The 16,475-nt window shown below is 72.9% G+C and carries 14 protein-coding genes; 6 read left to right on the plus strand and 8 right to left on the minus strand.

Annotated elements, in window-relative coordinates:
* Positions 1–7 precede the first annotated feature (7 nt).
* Entirely contained in the window at positions 8–1,096 is a 1,089-nt protein-coding gene (locus CP968_RS24290) for a mechanosensitive ion channel family protein (protein WP_150522095.1), read from the minus strand.
* Between the two features lie 56 nt (positions 1,097–1,152).
* Here CP968_RS24290 and CP968_RS24295 point away from each other — a divergent pair, with 56 nt between their 5' ends.
* Positions 1,153–1,722, plus strand: a complete 570-nt coding sequence (locus CP968_RS24295; protein WP_150520014.1) for a dienelactone hydrolase family protein — start codon at positions 1,153–1,155, stop codon at positions 1,720–1,722.
* Between the two features lie 67 nt (positions 1,723–1,789).
* Here the strand turns inward: CP968_RS24295 and CP968_RS24300 are convergent, their stop codons facing one another.
* From CP968_RS24300 to CP968_RS24320, 5 genes are all read right to left on the minus strand, one after another.
* Entirely contained in the window at positions 1,790–2,746 is a 957-nt protein-coding gene (locus CP968_RS24300) for a zinc metalloprotease (RefSeq protein ID WP_150522096.1), read from the minus strand.
* A gap of 261 nt (positions 2,747–3,007) precedes the next feature.
* Positions 3,008–4,726 (minus strand): alkaline phosphatase D family protein, encoded by a 1,719-nt coding sequence (locus tag CP968_RS24305; RefSeq protein ID WP_150520015.1) that lies wholly within the window; start codon positions 4,724–4,726, stop codon positions 3,008–3,010.
* Positions 4,727–4,785: 59 nt separating this feature from the next.
* Positions 4,786–5,580, minus strand: a complete 795-nt coding sequence (locus CP968_RS24310) for a DsbA family protein (protein ID WP_150520016.1) — start codon at positions 5,578–5,580, stop codon at positions 4,786–4,788.
* A gap of 45 nt (positions 5,581–5,625) precedes the next feature.
* Positions 5,626–6,318: a hypothetical protein gene (locus CP968_RS24315; RefSeq protein WP_150520017.1), complete on the minus strand. Its 693-nt coding sequence runs from the start codon at positions 6,316–6,318 to the stop codon at positions 5,626–5,628.
* Positions 6,319–6,440: 122 nt separating this feature from the next.
* A complete protein-coding gene (locus CP968_RS24320) occupies positions 6,441–7,766 on the minus strand; it encodes a DUF2252 domain-containing protein (protein WP_150520018.1) in 1,326 nt (441 codons plus the stop codon).
* A 157-nt stretch (positions 7,767–7,923) separates the two neighbouring features.
* Here CP968_RS24320 and dnaE point away from each other — a divergent pair, with 157 nt between their 5' ends.
* Positions 7,924–11,466: a DNA polymerase III subunit alpha gene (gene dnaE / locus CP968_RS24325; RefSeq protein WP_150520019.1), complete on the plus strand. Its 3,543-nt coding sequence runs from the start codon at positions 7,924–7,926 to the stop codon at positions 11,464–11,466.
* Between the two features lie 73 nt (positions 11,467–11,539).
* On the opposite strand, the gene CP968_RS34185 is transcribed toward dnaE, so the two are convergent.
* A complete protein-coding gene (locus CP968_RS34185; protein ID WP_167536842.1) occupies positions 11,540–11,713 on the minus strand; it encodes a hypothetical protein in 174 nt (57 codons plus the stop codon).
* A 210-nt stretch (positions 11,714–11,923) separates the two neighbouring features.
* Here CP968_RS34185 and CP968_RS24330 point away from each other — a divergent pair, with 210 nt between their 5' ends.
* The 4 genes from CP968_RS24330 to CP968_RS24345 are packed head-to-tail and all read left to right on the plus strand — an operon-like array spanning position 11,924 to position 15,902.
* Complete coding sequence (locus CP968_RS24330) at positions 11,924–13,228, plus strand: NYN domain-containing protein (protein ID WP_229886350.1); 1,305 nt, start codon at positions 11,924–11,926, stop codon at positions 13,226–13,228.
* A 28-nt stretch (positions 13,229–13,256) separates the two neighbouring features.
* On the plus strand, positions 13,257–14,306 hold the full coding sequence (locus CP968_RS24335; protein ID WP_373304058.1) for an ABC transporter ATP-binding protein: 1,050 nt from the start codon (positions 13,257–13,259) through the stop codon (positions 14,304–14,306).
* A gap of 20 nt (positions 14,307–14,326) precedes the next feature.
* Complete coding sequence (locus tag CP968_RS24340) at positions 14,327–15,130, plus strand: ABC transporter permease (protein ID WP_229886361.1); 804 nt, start codon at positions 14,327–14,329, stop codon at positions 15,128–15,130.
* Positions 15,131–15,164: 34 nt separating this feature from the next.
* Positions 15,165–15,902, plus strand: a complete 738-nt coding sequence (locus tag CP968_RS24345) for a hypothetical protein (RefSeq protein ID WP_306419885.1) — start codon at positions 15,165–15,167, stop codon at positions 15,900–15,902.
* Between the two features lie 57 nt (positions 15,903–15,959).
* Here the strand turns inward: CP968_RS24345 and ybaK are convergent, their stop codons facing one another.
* A complete protein-coding gene (ybaK, locus tag CP968_RS24350; protein ID WP_150520022.1) occupies positions 15,960–16,454 on the minus strand; it encodes a Cys-tRNA(Pro) deacylase in 495 nt (164 codons plus the stop codon).
* Positions 16,455–16,475 lie beyond the last annotated feature (21 nt).

Raw genomic sequence — 16,475 nt, forward strand, 5'->3', positions numbered from 1 at the left:
GGGCGCGCTACCCCGCGGACCCGTGCCGGTCCCCCGCCCCGCAGGGGCCCCCGGGGGCCGTGGGCGGGGGGTCCGCCGGGGTGGTCGCGACGCGGGGCAGGGCGTACGGGTGGTGGGCCACCAGCCAGGTGATCATGCGCTCGCGCACGGCGCAGCGGACCGTCCACACGTCGTCCGCGTCCTTCGCCGTGACCACCGCGCGGACCTGGATCGTGGTCGGGGTGGTGTCCGTCACGGCCAGGCCGCCGCCGCGCCCGTCCCACTCGGGGATCTCTTCGAGGAGGTGCCGCAGCCGCTCCCGCATCAGGTCCACCGGCGCCGCGTGGTCCAGGTGCCAGAAGACGCTCCCGGTCATCTCCGCGCCGCCGCGCGACCAGTTCTCGTACGGCTTGCCCGTGAAGTAGGAGACCGGCATGGTGATGCGCCGCTCGTCCCAGGTGCGGACGGTCAGGAAGGTCAGGGTGATCTCCTCCACCGTGCCCCACTCCTTGTCGACGACCACGGTGTCGCCGATGCGGACGGTGTCGCCGAAGGCGATCTGCAGGCCGGCGAAGAGGTTGCCCAGCGCGGACTGGGCGGCGATGCCCGCCACGATGCCGAGCACGCCCGCCGAAGCCAGCACCGAGGCGCCGACCGCGCGCATCGGCGGGAACGTCAGCAGCATCGCGGCCACGGCCACCACGACCACCACGGCCGTGACCACCCGCTGGATCAGCGTGACCTGGGTGCGGACCCGGCGGACCCGGGCGTCGTCCCGCGCCACCGAGGCGTAGCGCGCGTACGTCGAGTCGACGACGGCCGTCGCCATCCGCACCGCCAGCCAGGCCGTGGAGGCGATCAGCACCAGGGTGAGGACCCGGCCGAGGGCGAAGGCGTGGTCGGGCAGCAGGCCCGCCTGCCGGTAGGACCCCCGGAGCAGCGCGGTGCACAGGGCCACCCGGAAGGGCGGGCGGCACCGGCGCAGCAGGTCCCACAGGGGGGTCTCGGGGTGCCGGGCGTCGGCGCGGCGCAGCAGCAGGTCCAGCAGCCACCCCGCGATCAGGGTGACGACCAGCGAGCCGCCGATGACGATCAGCGGGCGCAGCACGGGCTCCATCTCCATGACGTGCAACCTAACCGGAAGCGGAACGGGGAAACTGGCACGATGGAGCCATGAACATCATGCTCTTCCACTCGACGTACGGGCTGCGGCCCGCGGTGCACGCGGCGGCCGACCGGCTGCGCGCGGCCGGGCACCGGGTCCAGGTGCCGGACCTCTTCGAGGGCCGTACGTTCGACACCGTCGAGGCGGGCATGGCGCACCGGGACGAGATCGGCCGTGACGAGCTGCTCAGGCGCGCGGTGCTGGCCTCGGCCCCCCACTCCGACCAGGGCCTGGTCTACGCGGGCCTCTCCTTCGGCGGTTCCCTCGCACAGCACCTGGCGCTGGCCGACGACAAGGCGCGCGGGCTGCTGCTCCTGCACGGGACGGCGGATCTGGAGGACGACGCGGCGGTGGACGAGCTGCCCGTCCAGCTGCACATCGCCGACCCGGACCCCTTCGAGCCGCACGACTGGCTGACGGCCTGGTACCTGCGGATGCGGCGGGCCGGGGCCGACGTGGAGGTCCACACCTACCCGGGGGCCGGGCACCTGTTCACCGATCCGGACCTGGACGACTTCGACGCAGAGGCGGCCGAGCAGGCCTGGAAGGTCGCGGTCGGCTTCCTCGACGGCCTGTAGGACGGGGACGGCCCCCGGCGAGGGGCGCCGGGGGCCGCGGGGCCGGGGGGAGGCCCCGGGGTGGGGGTCAGCCCGCCCGGTAGGCGGTCCAGCTGCTCGACATGCGGGCGACCTGGCCGGCCGTGAACTGGTACATGCAGGAGTCGTACGTGTAGTCCATGAAGTTGTGGATCGGGTCGGCGCCGGCCTTCGCGGTGCAGCTGTCGCGGCCGGTCGGGCACTCGTACGCGGCGGTCTTCTCGGCCGGGGTGTCGGCGACGGAGTCGCCGGTTCCGTTGCAGCCGCCCTGGAAGGTGTGGTAGAGGCCCAGCCAGTGGCCGACCTCGTGCGTGGCGGTGTCGCCCTCGTTGTAGTCGGCCGAGGAGCCGCCGGGCAGGGAGCCGTTCAGGACGACCACGCCGTCCATCGTGGGGCTGGAGGCGTAGGAGGTCGGGAAGGTGGCCCAGCCGAGCAGCCCGCCGGAGAGGTTGGCGGTGTAGAGGTTGAGCGCGCCCGGGCCGCCCTTGCGCAGGGCCTTCTTCATGTTCTTCTCGGCCTGGGAGTCGGAGGCCAGGTTGTACCAGGCCGTGTTGTCCGTGTAGTCGGTCGAGGCGAGGGTGAACCGGAAGTTGGTGTTCACGTTGCCGGCGCCCTGGCCGCCGTAGGCCGCGTTGAGGACCGCCAGCTGCTTGGAGATGTCGGTGGCGGTCAGCTTCCCGGTGGCGCCGGAGTGCACGACGTGGACGTACACCGGGATGTTCACGGCCGCCTCGGCCGCCCGCAGGCTGCGCTGCGGCTGGTTCTTGAGGGCCTTGTCCAGCCTGCTCCGGAGGTCGGCGTCCATGGCCGCGGCCTGGGCGTCGCCGACCTCGTTGGGCTCGGCGGCCTGCTGGCCTTCCGGCCGTCCGACGCGGGCGTTGGCGGCCGCTGCGGCCGGTGCCTCCTGTGCGCACGCCCCGGTGGGGGTGGAGGCGGCGGCGAGCGTGGTGGCGGGGGCGGCGAGCGGAGTGAGGGCCAGGGTTCCGGCCAGGACCGCCGTGCCCATCAGGCGGCGGCGGAGAAGGGGGGATATGCGGGCGGACGCGCGCACGGGTGCTCCTCGCGGTGGGGGGATTTCGGCCGGATGATCATCCGGCTGGCGCGAAGCTTATGTGTGCATGACATATGCGGGTCAAGATCCGTACGTAAAAGATTTGTTGCTTCTGATGACCGAGGGGCACCTGGTCTGAACCAAGTGCCCCGTGTGGCCGCAAGATTGACGGTCTGTCCTTGCCTCCGCGACGCTGGGTCAGCGCGGCCGGCCGGGTCAGCGGGCGGGCTGGTGGGCCCGTTCCACCGTCTGCGTGCCGTTCGCGGTCCGGTACGAACGCGCCCAGGCGGCCGTGGCGTCCTGCCGCCGCTTGTCGGAGACCACGTAGTAGTCCATCTGCGCGCGCTCGGCCGTCACGTCCAGCACGCCGTAGCCGTGCGCGTCCATGTCGAGCCACTTCACGTGCCAGTTGGCGGCGCGGACGGCGGCCTCGGCGGCCAGGGAGGCGGTGTCGGCCGGGACGTGCAGGATGTCGTCGAGGTTGTCGGAGGTCACCGAGGTGACCACGAACTCGGTGGCCGCCGTCCCCGACCCCGGATAGGTCGCCATGTTCACCGGGACCTCGTTCGCCCAGGCCATGTGGATGTCGCCGGTGAGGAACACGGTGTTGCGGACGGACCGGTCGCGCAGGTGGCCCAGCAGCTCCTTGCGGTCGTCGGTGTAGCCGTCCCACTGGTCCACGTTGACCGCGATGCCGCCCTCGGGCAGGCCGAGCAGCTTGGCCAGCGGCCTGAGCAGGTGGGCCGGGAGCGAGCCGAAGGCCACCGGCGAGATCATCACCGAGGTGCCGACCAGCTTCCAGGTCGCGTCCGAGGCGGCGAGCCCCGATTTCAGCCAGTCCAGCTGGGCCCGCCCGGTGATGGTGCGCTCCGGGTCGTCCACCCGGCCGCTGCCGACCTCGGCCTGCTCGGAGCGGAACGAGCGCAGGTCGAGCAGGTGCAGGTCGGCCAGGGTGCCGAAGCGCAGCCGCCGGTAGACGGTGCCGGCGACGGAGGCGCGGACCGGCATCCACTCGAAGTAGGCCTGCTTGGCGGCGGCCGCGCGGGCCGACCACGCGCCCTCGGCGCCCGGGGTGTGGTTCTCCGCGCCGCCCGCCCAGGCGTCGTTGGCGAACTCGTGGTCGTCCCAGATGGCGACGACGGGGTGCGCGAGGTGCAGTGCCTGGAGGTCCGGGTCCGTCTTGTACCGGCCGTGCCGGGTGCGGTAGTCGGCCAGCGAGACGATCTCGTGCCGCGGCTCGTGCGGGCGGACCACGTACTTCGCCTCCGGGTAGCCGCCGGAGGCGTACTCGTAGACGTAGTCGCCCAGGTGCAGGACCGCGTCCAGGTCGCCGCGGGCGGCCAGGTGGCGGTAGGCGGAGAAGTAGCCCGACTCCCAGTTGGCGCAGGAGACCACGCCGAAGCGGACCCCGGCGGCGGCCTCGTCGTGGCCCGGGGTGGTCAGGGTGCGCCCGGTGGGGGAGGTGGCGGCGCCGGCGGTGAACCGGTACCAGTACGGGGTGCGCGGCCGCAGCCCGCGCACGTCCACCTTGACCGTGTGGTCGCGGGCCGCGTCCGCGGTGACCGTGCCCGAGGCGACGACCCGGGAGAAGGCCCGGTCCGAGGCCACCTGCCAGCCCACCGCGACGGCCGGGCCGAGTCCCGAGCCGGGCACCGCCTCGGCGGACGGGGTGACGCGGGTCCACAGCAGGACCCCGTCGGGCAGCGGGTCGCCGGAGGCGACGCCGTGCAGGAACGCGGGCTCGGCGGCCCGGTCCGCGGCGCGGGCGGCGGAGGCGCCGGGACCGGCGACGGGCGCGAGCGCGGCCGTGGCGGCCGCGGCCAGCACGACCGTGCGCCGGCGCGGCGCCGGGGGCCCCTCTAACGGGGGCGCGGAGGAAGGGAGATGACTGGTCACGACCGAGGATGTTACTGAGTGGTATCGCCGTGCGTACATCCCCGGGAAGACGAAGGGCGGGCGAACTCCCGGAGTCCGCCCGCCCCGTGCGGCCCGGATCAGCCGGCGATGGCCTTGTCGAGCGCCGCGGTGAACGCCTCGGGCGTCGCCGGGGTCTCGATCTTCTTGCCGTCCATCTTCAGCGTCGGGGTGCCCGTCACGCCCGACGTGCCGAACGCCTTGGACATCTCCATCGCCCACCGGTCGTAGGTGCCGTCCTCGACGGCCTTCTTGAACTCGGCGTTGCCCTTCAGGGCCGGCACCGTGTCCGCGACCTTCAGCAGGTAGTCGTCCTTGGCGAAGCTGTCGGCCGTCTCCTCGGGGTGCAGCTCCTTGGAGTACAGGGCGCCCTTGTACTCCAGGAAGGCCTCCGGGCTGACGTTGAGGGCCGCACCCAGCGCGCTCAGCGCGTTCTTCGAGCCCTCGCCCTTCATGGCGTTGTCGATGAAGGTGGCACCGAAGTACTGGAGCTTGTACTTGCCGTCCGCGACGTCCTTCTTCACCTGCTCGCCGACCGACTGCTCGAAGGAGGCGCAGGCCGGGCAGCGGGAGTCCTCGTAGAGCTCCAGCGTCTTCTTCGCGTCGGCCTTGCCGACGACGACCGTGGTGCCGTTCTCGCCCGAGGTGTTCTTGGGCTTGACCAGCTCGGCCTTGGCGGCCTTCTCCCAGTACCCGGGCTGGTTGGCCTGGACGACGCCGTAGCCGATGAGGCCGGCCACGGCGAGGATGCCGACGACCCCGGCGCCGACGAACACCTGGCGGCGTGCCCTGGCCTTCTTCGCCTGGGCCTCGCGCTCGGCGCGCAGCCGCTCGCGGGCCGCCGCCTTGTTGGCCTGGCTGTTGCGTGAACTCATCGTGATCTCCGTGGGGTGTGACGTGTCAGGGGTGCCGTACGTGCGTCAGGCGCGCGCGAACGCGCCGACCGCCACGGGAGGCCCCCGCCGACCCACGGAGTGCGCGGGGAAGCGCGTACGGGGCCGCGCGCCCCGCAGGACCGACCGCAGCACCCGCCGCGCCGGACCGGCGGCCACCGCCGCCGACGCCACCGCCAGCAGCAGCGGCCGGAACGCGCAGGCGGCCACCGCCCGCAGCAGCTGGGCCAGCGCCCGCTCGCCGCAGTGCAGCCACCCGGCGGCGACCAGACCGACCGCCACGTGCGCCCCGAGCAGCAGCCAGGGCGTCCACGGGCCGGGCGCGGCCAGCAGCGCGGCCGGATCGCCGGCCGGCCCGGCCACCTCGGTCAGCGGCCCCCCGACCGGGGCGCCGCCGCAGAGGGCGTCCAGGCCCATGGCGCGCAGCGGGCCGGCCACCGGGCCCCCCGCCGGGCCGTAGCAGAGGTGCTGTCCGGCGGTGAAGACGGTGTCGGCGGCCAGCTCCAGCGGTACGAGCAGCCCGGCGATCGGGCCGAAGGCCCGCTCCCGCCCGGCCAGCGCGTACGCGATCACGAAGACGGCGCCGAAGGCCCCGGCCGCGAGCGCGGGAGGCAGCGGCACCCGGGACATCAGGACGTGCGAGCCGGCCGAGAGCAGCACGACGAGCGCGCTGAACAGCGCCGCCCGCAGCCCTCTGAGTCCTGCCCCTGATATGTCCATCGCCGCGAGTGTGCCACGCGACCCTGTGAGAGCGGGCCGGGGGGTGCCGGGCCCGGACCGGAACCGGCCGCGGCGGCGCCCCCCGGGGCCGCGGGCGGCCGCGGCCCCGGGGAACGGGCCGTTCACGCCGTGAGGCGGCCGTTGCGGAAGAGGTCCACGAAGATCTGGTGGTCGGCGCGGGCCCGGGCGCCGTACGCGTGGGCGAACTCCACCAGCAGCTCCGCGAAGCCCTCCTCGTCCGCCGCGATGGCCGCGTCGATGGCCCGTTCCGTGGAGAACGGCACCAGGGAGTGGCCGCTCTGCGCCTCGTCGGCCGCGCCGTGCATGGTCGCGGTGGCCCGGCCCAGGTCCGCGACGACCGCGGCGATCTCCTCCGGGTCGTCCAGGTCCGACCAGTCCAGGTCCACCGCGTACGGCGAGACCTCCGCCACCAGCTGCCCGGAGCCGTCCAGCTCCGTCCAGCCCAGCCACGGGTCGGCATGGGCCTGGAGGGCCCGCTGCGAGATCACCGTGCGGTGGCCCTCGTGCCGGAAGTAGTCCCGCACGGCCCGGTCGGTCACGTGCCGGGAGACGGCCGGGGTCTGGGCCTGCTTGAGGTAGATCACGACGTCGTTCTCCAAGGCGTCGCTGTGCCCCTCCAGCAGGATGTTGTACGAGGGCAGCCCGGCCGAGCCGATGCCCACGCCGCGCCGCCCGACCACGTCCTTGACCCGGTAGGAGTCGGGCCGCACCAGCGATTCGTCGGGCAGGGTCTCCAGGTAGCCGTCGAAGGCGGCCAGCACCTTGTAGCGGGTGGCCGCGTCCAGCTCGATGGTGCCCGGGCCCGGAGCGAACCGGCGTTCGAACTCGCGGATCTCGGTCATCGAGTCCAGCAGCGAGAAGCGGGTGCGCGCGCGGGCCGAGCGCAGCGCGCCCAGCAGCGGGCCCTCGGCGGTGTCCAGGCTGAACGAGGGCACCTCCTCGTGCCCGGCCCCGGCGGCCAGCCGGTGGATGCGCTCCCGGTAGGCGGCCGCGTAGGTCCGCACCAGGCCGGTGATCTGCTCGTCGCTGAGGGCCTTGGTGTAGCCGATCAGGGCGACGGAGGCGGCGAACCGCTTCAGGTCCCAGGTGAACGGGCCCACGTAGGCCTCGTCGAAGTCGTTCACGTTGAAGATCAGCCGGCCGTTGGAGTCCATGTACGTGCCGAAGTTCTCCGCGTGCAGGTCGCCGTGGATCCACACCCGGCCCGTCCGCTCGTCCAGGTACGGGCCGCCGTGGCGCTCCCGCTCCAGGTCCGCGTAGAAGAGGCAGGCGGTGCCCCGGTAGAAGGCGAAGGCCGAGGCGGCCATCTTCCGGAATTTGACCTGGAAGGCGGCGGGATCGGCGGCGAGGAGCTCGCCGAACGCGGTGTCGAACACATCGAGTATCTGCTCGGCGCGCTGCTCGTCGGTCGTCTCGGGAACCGCCATGGCGGATGCCTCCTGGTGGTGCTGGGTCCATCACGTTTCGGACAGGTGTCCTTGGCTCTGCAACGGATGACCGTACCCGTCGGTGCCCGTGATCTGTCACCCGGCCGACGTAGACTTCGAGGCTGCCCCCCTCTCTCCACGCCGGAGGTCTGCCACCGTGACCAAGCAGCCGTTCACGCACCTGCACGTCCACACCCAGTACTCGCTGCTGGACGGTGCCGCGCGGCTGAAGGACATGTTCAACGCGTGCAACGAGATGGGCATGAGCCACATCGCCATGTCCGACCACGGCAACCTGCACGGGGCGTACGACTTCTTCCACACCGCGAAGAAGGCCGGGATCACGCCGATCATCGGCATCGAGGCGTACGTCGCCCCCGAGTCCCGGCGCAACAAGCGACGCATCCAGTGGGGCCAGCCCCACCAGAAGCGCGACGACGTCTCCGGCTCCGGCGGCTACACGCACAAGACGATCTGGGCGGCGAACGCCAAAGGCCTGAACAACCTCTTCCGGCTGTCCTCCGACGCCTACGCCGAGGGCTGGCTCACCAAGTGGCCCCGCATGGACAAGGAGACCATCAGCCAGTGGTCCGAGGGGCTCATCGCCTCCACCGGCTGCCCCTCCGGCGAGCTCCAGACCCGACTGCGCCTCGGCCAGTTCGACGAGGCCCTCAAGGCCGCCTCCGAGTACCAGGACATCTTCGGCAAGGAGCGGTACTTCCTGGAGCTGATGGACCACGGCATCGAGATCGAGCGCCGGGTCCGCGACGGACTCCTGGAGATCGGCAGGAAGCTCGGCATCCCGCCGCTGGTGACGAACGACTCGCACTACACGTACGCCAGCGAGGCCACCGCCCACGACGCCCTGCTCTGCATCCAGACGGGCAAGAACCTCTCCGACCCGGACCGCTTCCGCTTCGACGGCACCGGCTACTACCTGAAGTCCGCGGAGGAGATGTACGCCATCGACTCCTCGGACGCCTGGCAGGAGGGCTGCGCCAACACCCGGCTCGTCGCCGAGCAGGTCGACACCGAGGGCATGTTCCAGTTCCGGAACCTGATGCCCAAGTTCGACATCCCGGCCGGCTACACCGAGGTCACCTGGTTCCGCGAGGAGACCATGCGCGGCATGGACCGCCGCTACCCCGGGGGCATCCCCGAGGACCGGATGAAGCAGGCCGAGTACGAGATGGACACGATCATCTCGATGGGCTTCCCCGGCTACTTCCTCGTCGTCGCCGACTTCATCATGTGGGCCAAGAACCAGGGCATCGCGGTGGGCCCGGGCCGAGGCTCCGCGGCCGGCTCGATCGTCGCGTACGCCATGGGCATCACCGACCTCGACCCGCTCACCCACGGCCTGATCTTCGAGCGCTTCCTCAACCCCGAGCGCGTCTCCATGCCCGACGTCGACATCGACTTCGACGAGCGCAGGCGCGTCGAGGTGATCCGGTACGTGACCGAGAAGTACGGCGCCGACAAGGTCGCCATGATCGGCACCTACGGCACCATCAAGGCCAAGAACGCGATCAAGGACTCCGCGCGCGTCCTGGGCTACCCCTACGCCATGGGCGACCGGCTCACCAAGGCCATGCCCGCCGACGTCCTGGGCAAGGGCATCCCGCTCTCCGGCATCCTCGACCCCACCCACCCCCGCTACGGCGAGGCCGGCGAGATCCGCGGGATGTACGAGAACGAGCCGGACGTCAAGAAGGTCATCGACACCGCCCGCGGCGTCGAGGGGCTCGTCCGGCAGATGGGCGTGCACGCCGCCGGCGTCATCATGTCCAGCGAGACGATCACCGACCACGTGCCCGTCTGGGTCCGGCACACCGACGGCGTCACCATCACGCAGTGGGACTACCCGAGCTGCGAGTCGCTCGGCCTGCTGAAGATGGACTTCCTCGGCCTGCGCAACCTCACGATCATGGACGACGCCGTCAAGATGGTGAAGGCCAACAAGGGGATCGACATCGACCTCCTGGCCCTCCCGCTCGACGACCCCAAGACCTTCGAACTGCTCGGGCGCGGCGACACCCTCGGCGTCTTCCAGTTCGACGGCGGCCCCATGCGCTCCCTGCTGCGCCTGATGAAGCCCGACAACTTCGAGGACATCTCCGCCGTCTCGGCCCTGTACCGGCCGGGCCCGATGGGCATGAACTCGCACACGAACTACGCGCTGCGCAAGAACAAGCAGCAGGAGATCACCCCGATCCACCCGGAGCTGGAGGGGCCCCTCGAAGAGGTGCTCGCGGTCACCTACGGCCTGATCGTCTACCAGGAGCAGGTCCAGAAGGCCGCCCAGATCATCGCCGGGTACTCGCTCGGCGAAGCCGACATCCTGCGCCGCGTGATGGGCAAGAAGAAGCCCGAGGAGCTGGCGAAGAACTTCGTCATCTTCGAGGGCGGCGCCAAGAAGAAGGGGTTCAGCGACCAGGCGATCAAGGCGCTCTGGGACGTCCTGGTCCCCTTCGCCGGCTACGCCTTCAACAAGGCCCACTCGGCCGCGTACGGGCTGGTGTCCTACTGGACCGCCTACCTCAAGGCGAACTTCCCGGCCGAGTACATGGCCGGCCTGCTCACCTCGGTCAAGGACGACAAGGACAAGTCCGCGATCTACCTGAACGAGTGCCGGCGCATGGGCATCAAGGTGCTGCCCCCGAACGTGAACGAGTCGGAGCCGAACTTCGCCGCCCAGGGCGACGACGTGATCCTCTTCGGCCTCACCGCCGTCCGCAACGTCGGCCAGAACGTCGTGGAATCGATCATCAAGAGCCGGAAGGCGAAGGGCAAGTACGCCTCCTTCCCCGACTTCCTGGACAAGGTCGAGGCCGTCGTCTGCAACAAGCGGACCGTCGAATCGCTGATCAAGGCCGGGGCCTTCGACGAGATGGGCCACACCCGCAAGGGCCTGGTCGCCCACCACGAACCGATGATCGACAACGTGGTCGCGGTCAAGCGCAAGGAGGCCGAGGGACAGTTCGACCTCTTCGGCGCCATGGGCGACGAGAGCGCGAGCGACGAGCCGGGCTTCGGCCTCGACGTCGTCTTCTCCGACGTCGAGTGGGAGAAGTCCTACCTGCTCGCCCAGGAGCGCGAGATGCTCGGCCTCTACGTCTCCGACCACCCGCTCTTCGGGCTGGAACACGTCCTGTCCGACAAGACCGACGCCGGCATCTCCCAGCTGACCGGCGGCGAGCACTCCGACGGCGCCGTCGTCACCATCGGCGGCATCATCTCCGGCCTCCAGCGCAAGATGACCAAGCAGGGCAACGCCTGGGCCATCGCCACCGTCGAGGACCTCGCCGGCTCCATCGAGTGCATGTTCTTCCCCGCGACCTACCAGCTCGTCTCCACCCAGCTGGTCGAGGACACCGTCGTCTTCGTCAAGGGCCGCCTCGACAAGCGCGAGGACGTCCCGCGGCTGGTCGCCATGGAGATGATGGTCCCCGACCTCTCCTCGGCCGGCACCAACGCACCCGTCGTCCTGACCATCCCCACCGTCAAGGTCACCCCGCCCATGGTCACCCGGCTCGGCGAGATCCTCCGCCACCACCAGGGCAACAGCGAGGTCCGGATCAAGCTCCAGGGCCCGCGCACCACCACGGTCCTGCGGCTCGACAAGCACCGGGTCAAGCCCGACCCCGCCCTCTTCGGCGACCTGAAGGTGCTGCTCGGACCGTCCTGTCTGGCCGGATAACGCCGGTCCCGTCCCCTGCGCGAGGGCCCGCCCGGCTGTGCCGGGCGGGCCCTCGCGTCATCACACCGGAGCGTCAGTTGTGGCCGAAGCGCTTCTCCCGGCCCTTGCGGGCCATGTCGGAGGGCGAGGCCTGCGCCATCCGCTGCTCGGCCTGGTCCGTCGCGGACGAGCTCTTGGCCTGCTCGGCGCCGCGCTCGGGGGCCGAGGACTTCTGCTGGTCGCGGTTCTGCTTCTTGTTCTTGGCCATGGTGGAGCCTCCGTGAGGGTCTAGGGGCCAGGACCGCCTTCACACTCACACAACGCCGTAAACGACGCATTTTGGATCATTACTACGCGTAGCCGACCGTCCTCGCGGGCGCCCCGTGAGATCCGCCACGCCGATGATCGAGTTCCGGCCGTCAACACCCTTGCGGTCGGGCAGACTCGGGGAATATCCAGAGGACCCCCACGGAAGAGGGTGGAACGCGTGGACCGCTGCGTCGTCCTGGTGGACGCCGGCTACCTGCTGGGCGCCGCCGCGAGCCTTCTCGCAGGGGAGCCCTCGCGCTCCCGCATCACCGTCGACCATGCCGCCCTCATCCAGAACCTGCGCGAGCGGGCCGAGGCGGACACCCAGCAGCCCCTGCTGCGCATCTACTGGTTCGACGGCGCCCCCGACCGGGTGCCCCAGCCCGAACACCGGCGGCTGCGCGTGATGCCCCGCGTCACCGTCCGCCTGGGCGCCCTGACCCGCAGCGACGGCCGCTGGGCACAGAAGGGCGTGGACGCCGCCATGCACGCCGAGCTCACCGAACTCGCCCGCAACCGCGCCTGCTCCGACGTGGTGCTGGTGACCGGCGACGGCGACCTGCTGCCCGGCCTGATGTCCGCCAAGGAACACGGCGTCGCCGTCCACCTGTGGGCCGTGCAGGCCGCCGACGGCGACTACAACCAGTCCGAGGACCTCGTCGCCGAAGCCGACGAACGCCGCGTCCTCGACCGCGCCTGGATCACCCGAGCCGTCCGCGCCAAGGACCTCGCCGGACTCTGCGCCCCGCCGCCCGTCCCCCGCCCCGACATCGCCGCCATCCTCTCCGCCCCGCTGCCCGAGGCCGCCCTCGCCGAGGCCGCCCGCAACGGCTCCGCCCCCGCGGGCCCGCAGGCGCAGGACGGCCCGCCGCTGCCGGCGCCCGCCGCCTCCGCCGGCAAGGCCGTCCCCACCCCGAAGGACCTCGCCGGCTCCCTGCGCGCCCCCGGCCCGCAGAACGGGCCCGGCGGCCAGGGCGGTCAGCCCCCCGCCGGCAGCGCCCTGCGCTGGTCCTCCGACAAGGGCTGGATCGACCGCGCCGGACCCCTCGGCGAACCCGCCGAGACCGCCTCCCTGCCCACCCTCGCCCAGCTCACCTCCGCCGAGCAGCGCTGGGCGGACCGCGAGGAGGACATCACCACCGTCGGCGGCGACCCGTTCGAGGTGGGACAGGTGTTCGCCCGCCGCTGGATGGAACGGCTCCCCGAGACCGTCCACCTCCAGAAGCTGGCCACCATGTACCCGCGCGTGCCGCACCGGATCGACGGCGAGCTGCTGCGCTACGCCGCCCGCTTCGGACTGCTCGCGCACAAGGACGACCAGATCGACGAGCACGACCGGTACGCCATCCGGGCCGGCTTCTGGCGCGAGATCGACGTCCGCGCCGCCGCCGAACACGTCGTCGCCGTACCGGCCTCACCGCCCGGAGCCGGCCCCTCCGACGGCGGCGCCCCGGCGACCCCGGCGGCCGGGTAGGGCCGGGAACCCCGTAGGCTGCTCCCTCGTGAGTACGGGCACAGCACAGGCGGAACCCCGCGGGAAGCGCGGCGCGGCAGCGGCCGCGGAAGGCGCGTCCGACGTGGTCTGCGCGGTGCGTGACCTGGTCAAGACCTATCCCGCGGTCCGCGGCCGGCGCGGGGCCCCCGCCCTGCCCGAGACCCGCGCCACCGACGGGATCACCCTCGACGTGCGGCGCGGCGAGATCTTCGGGCTGCTCGGCCCCAACGGCGCCGGCAAGTCCACCCTCGTGCGCCAGCTCACCGGGCTGATGCGGCCCGACGCGGGCTCCGTCACCCTGCTGGGCCACGACCTGGTCCGCCACCCCGAACGGGCCGCCCGGCTCCTCGCCTACCTCGGCCAGGAGTCCACCGCCCTGGACGAGCTCACCGTCTCCCTCGCCGCCGAGACCACCGGACGGCTGCGCGGCCTCGACCTCCGCGCGGCCCGGACCGCGCGCGACGCCGTACTGGACGAACTCGGGCTGACCGAGATCGCCGGCCGGCCGCTGAAGAAGCTCTCCGGCGGACAGCGCCGCCTCGCCTGCTTCGCCGCCGCCCTGGTGGGGGAGCGGCCCGTACTGGTCCTCGACGAACCCACCACCGGCATGGACCCGATCGCCCGGCGGGCGGTCTGGTCGGCCGTGGACCGGCGGCGCGCCCGGCACGGCGCCACCGTCCTGCTCGTCACCCACAACGTCATCGAGGCCGAGACCGTCCTCGACCGGGTCGCCGTCATCGACCAGGGCCGGGTCATCGCCTGCGACACGCCGTCCGGGCTGAAGGCCAGGGTCTCCGGAGAGGTCCGCCTGGAACTGGTGTGGCGCTCCGCGCCCCCGCTGGACGTGCCCGAGGTCGCCGCCCTCGCCCCGCGGGCCGCCGAGTCCGGGCGCCGCTGGGTGCTGCGGCTGGCGCCCGACGAGGCACGGGCCGCGGTGGCCGCGGTCACCGGAGGGCCGGCCTTCGCCGCCCTCGACGATTTCACGTTGGCGACGCCGAGCCTGGAGGACGTCTACCTGGCGCTGGGCGGGCGGATGAAGGGTCTGGTCAAGTCGTGACTACCGCTGCCGAGGGCGCCGTGCGCGCCGTCGCCGCCACCCCCGCCGCGCCGCCCGCGGCCGGCGCCCCCGCCGAGCTGGCCCCCCGGGCCCGGTTCCTCCCCGCGCTGGCCGCCGTCTACCGGGCGCAGCTCTCCCGGGCCCGGGTGGCCCGCATCCCGCTGCTGTTCGTGGCCACCTTCCAGTCCGTCGGCATCATGGTCCTCATGCGGGGCGTCGTGGACGGGGGCTCGGAGGCCCGGGCCGTCGTCGCCGGCTCGTCGGTGCTCGTCGTCGCCTTCGTCGCGCTGAACCTCCTCGCCCAGTACTTCGGCCAGCTGCGGGCCGGCGGCGGCCTCGACCACTACGCCACCCTGCCGGTCCCGCCGGCCTCCGTCGTGCTGGGCGCGGCCGCCGCCTACGCCTCCTTCACCCTGCCCGGCACCCTGGTCACCGCCGTCTTCGGCTGCGTGCTCTTCGGGCTGCCGCTCAGCGGGCTGTGGATCCTGGCCGCCGTGGTCCCGCTGGCCGGGGCCGCGCTGGCCGGGCTCGGCGCCGCGCTCGGGCTGCTCGCACCGCGGCAGGAGCTGGCCACCCTCGCCGGACAGCTCGGCATGTCCGCCGCGCTGCTGCTCGGCGTGCTGCCGCCGGAGCGGATGCCCGGACCGATCGTGTGGGCGCGCGACCTGCTGCCGTCCACGTACGGGGTCGAGGCCTTCGCCCGCACCTTCGAGGCCGAGCCCGACTGGGCCGCGGTCCTCCTCGACCTCGGCGTCTGCGCCGCGGTGGGAGTCCTCTCGCTGGCCGTCGCCACCTGGGCGTACCGGCGCGCGGCGGTCCGCTGACGCCGGTGCCGGGTGCACCTGGCACGATGTGGGGGTGACCGAAGCCGTGACCCCGCCGTCTCCTTTCGACCCGCCGCCGCTCCCGCCCGCCGAGCCGGGTGACGGGCCCGGGGCCGTCACCCCGGCGGACGTCCGGGACGGGGCCGCCGTCGCCCTCGCGGTCGGCGTCGCCGGTGTCCTCCTGGGCCTGCTGTGGGCCTGGCTGGCCCCCAGGGTGCAGTACGTCTCCAACGGCCAGGCCGTCTTCCTGCGCGACTCGGAGAGCGAGGCGCGGATCGGCTCCGACGGCACGTTCTTCCTGCTGGCGGCCGGTTTCGGCGTGCTCAGCGCCGTCGCCGCGTTCCTGTGGCGCCGGGCCGGCGGGGTGGCGCTGGTGATCGGGCTCGCGGTCGGCTCGGTGTTCGCCTCGCTGGTCGGCTGGCGGCTCGGGCTGTGGCTCGGCCCGTCCTCGGACCTGCGGGCCGCCGCGCTCAGGGCGGGCAAGGGGGTCCCCTTCGACGCGCCGCTACAGCTGCTGGCGCACGGGGTGCTGCTCGCGTGGCCGATGGCTGCCGTCCTCGTCCACCTGGGGCTGACGGCCCTGTGGTCCCCGCGGGAGCCGGTCGCGCACGACGAGTGGCCGGGCGTCTACCCGCCGCCGCACGTCCACGCCGAGCAGGCCGGACCCGCGTCGGAGGGCCGCCCGGCGGACGGCGCTCCGGCGGCCGGCCCCGCCACGGCCGGCCCGGACGCGGACGGCGGCCCGGCCGCGCCGGAGCCCCCGCGCGGCTGACCCGCGGCCTCGCACCCGCCCGTGCCCCGCGCCCCCGCCGGACGGGGGCCGCGGGCGTCAGGCGCGGCCGATGGGGGCCAGGACCGCCCCGGTCAGGCCGGCCAGGTCGGCCGGGGACAGTTCGACCTCCAGGCCCCGGCGGCCCGCCGACACGCAGATCGTGGCGTGGCCGGACGCCGAGGCGTCGAGGACCGTGCGCAGCCGCTTGCGCTGCCCGAGGGGCGAGATGCCGCCCCGGACGTAGCCCGTCGCGCGCTCGGCCAGCGCCGGGTCGGCCAGCGCCGCCCGCTTGCCGCCGACCGCCGTCGCCAGCGCCTTCAGGTCCAGCGAGCCCGAGACCGGGACCACCGCCACCGTCAGGACCCCGTCGACGTCCGCCACGAGCGTCTTGAAGACCCGCTCGGGCGGGACGCCGAGGGCCTGCGCCGCCTCCTCGCCGTACGAGGGGTGCGCCGGGTCGTGCTCGTAGGCGCGGGTGGTGAACCCCACCCCCGCGGCCGTCAGCGCCACGACCGCCGGCGTGCCCGCCGTCTGCTGCCTCCGCTTCGCCATCCGCCCCTCCCTCCGTCCCGC

The sequence above is a fragment of the Streptomyces subrutilus genome, from assembly GCF_008704535.1.
In the GTDB taxonomy this organism is placed as follows: domain Bacteria; phylum Actinomycetota; class Actinomycetes; order Streptomycetales; family Streptomycetaceae; genus Streptomyces; species Streptomyces subrutilus.

Coding starts and splice junctions, on each gene's coding strand:
- CP968_RS24290 (WP_150522095.1), bottom strand. CDS start 1,096: ATGGAGCCCGTGCTGCGCCCGCTGATCGTCATCGGCGGCTCGCTGGTC.
- CP968_RS24295 (WP_150520014.1), top strand. CDS start 1,153: ATGAACATCATGCTCTTCCACTCGACGTACGGGCTGCGGCCCGCGGTG.
- CP968_RS24300 (WP_150522096.1), bottom strand. CDS start 2,746: ATGGGCACGGCGGTCCTGGCCGGAACCCTGGCCCTCACTCCGCTCGCC.
- CP968_RS24305 (WP_150520015.1), bottom strand. CDS start 4,726: ATGTACGCACGGCGATACCACTCAGTAACATCCTCGGTCGTGACCAGT.
- CP968_RS24310 (WP_150520016.1), bottom strand. CDS start 5,580: ATGAGTTCACGCAACAGCCAGGCCAACAAGGCGGCGGCCCGCGAGCGG.
- CP968_RS24315 (WP_150520017.1), bottom strand. CDS start 6,318: ATGGACATATCAGGGGCAGGACTCAGAGGGCTGCGGGCGGCGCTGTTC.
- CP968_RS24320 (WP_150520018.1), bottom strand. CDS start 7,766: ATGGCGGTTCCCGAGACGACCGACGAGCAGCGCGCCGAGCAGATACTC.
- CP968_RS34185 (WP_167536842.1), bottom strand. CDS start 11,713: ATGGCCAAGAACAAGAAGCAGAACCGCGACCAGCAGAAGTCCTCGGCC.
- ybaK (WP_150520022.1), bottom strand. CDS start 16,454: ATGGCGAAGCGGAGGCAGCAGACGGCGGGCACGCCGGCGGTCGTGGCG.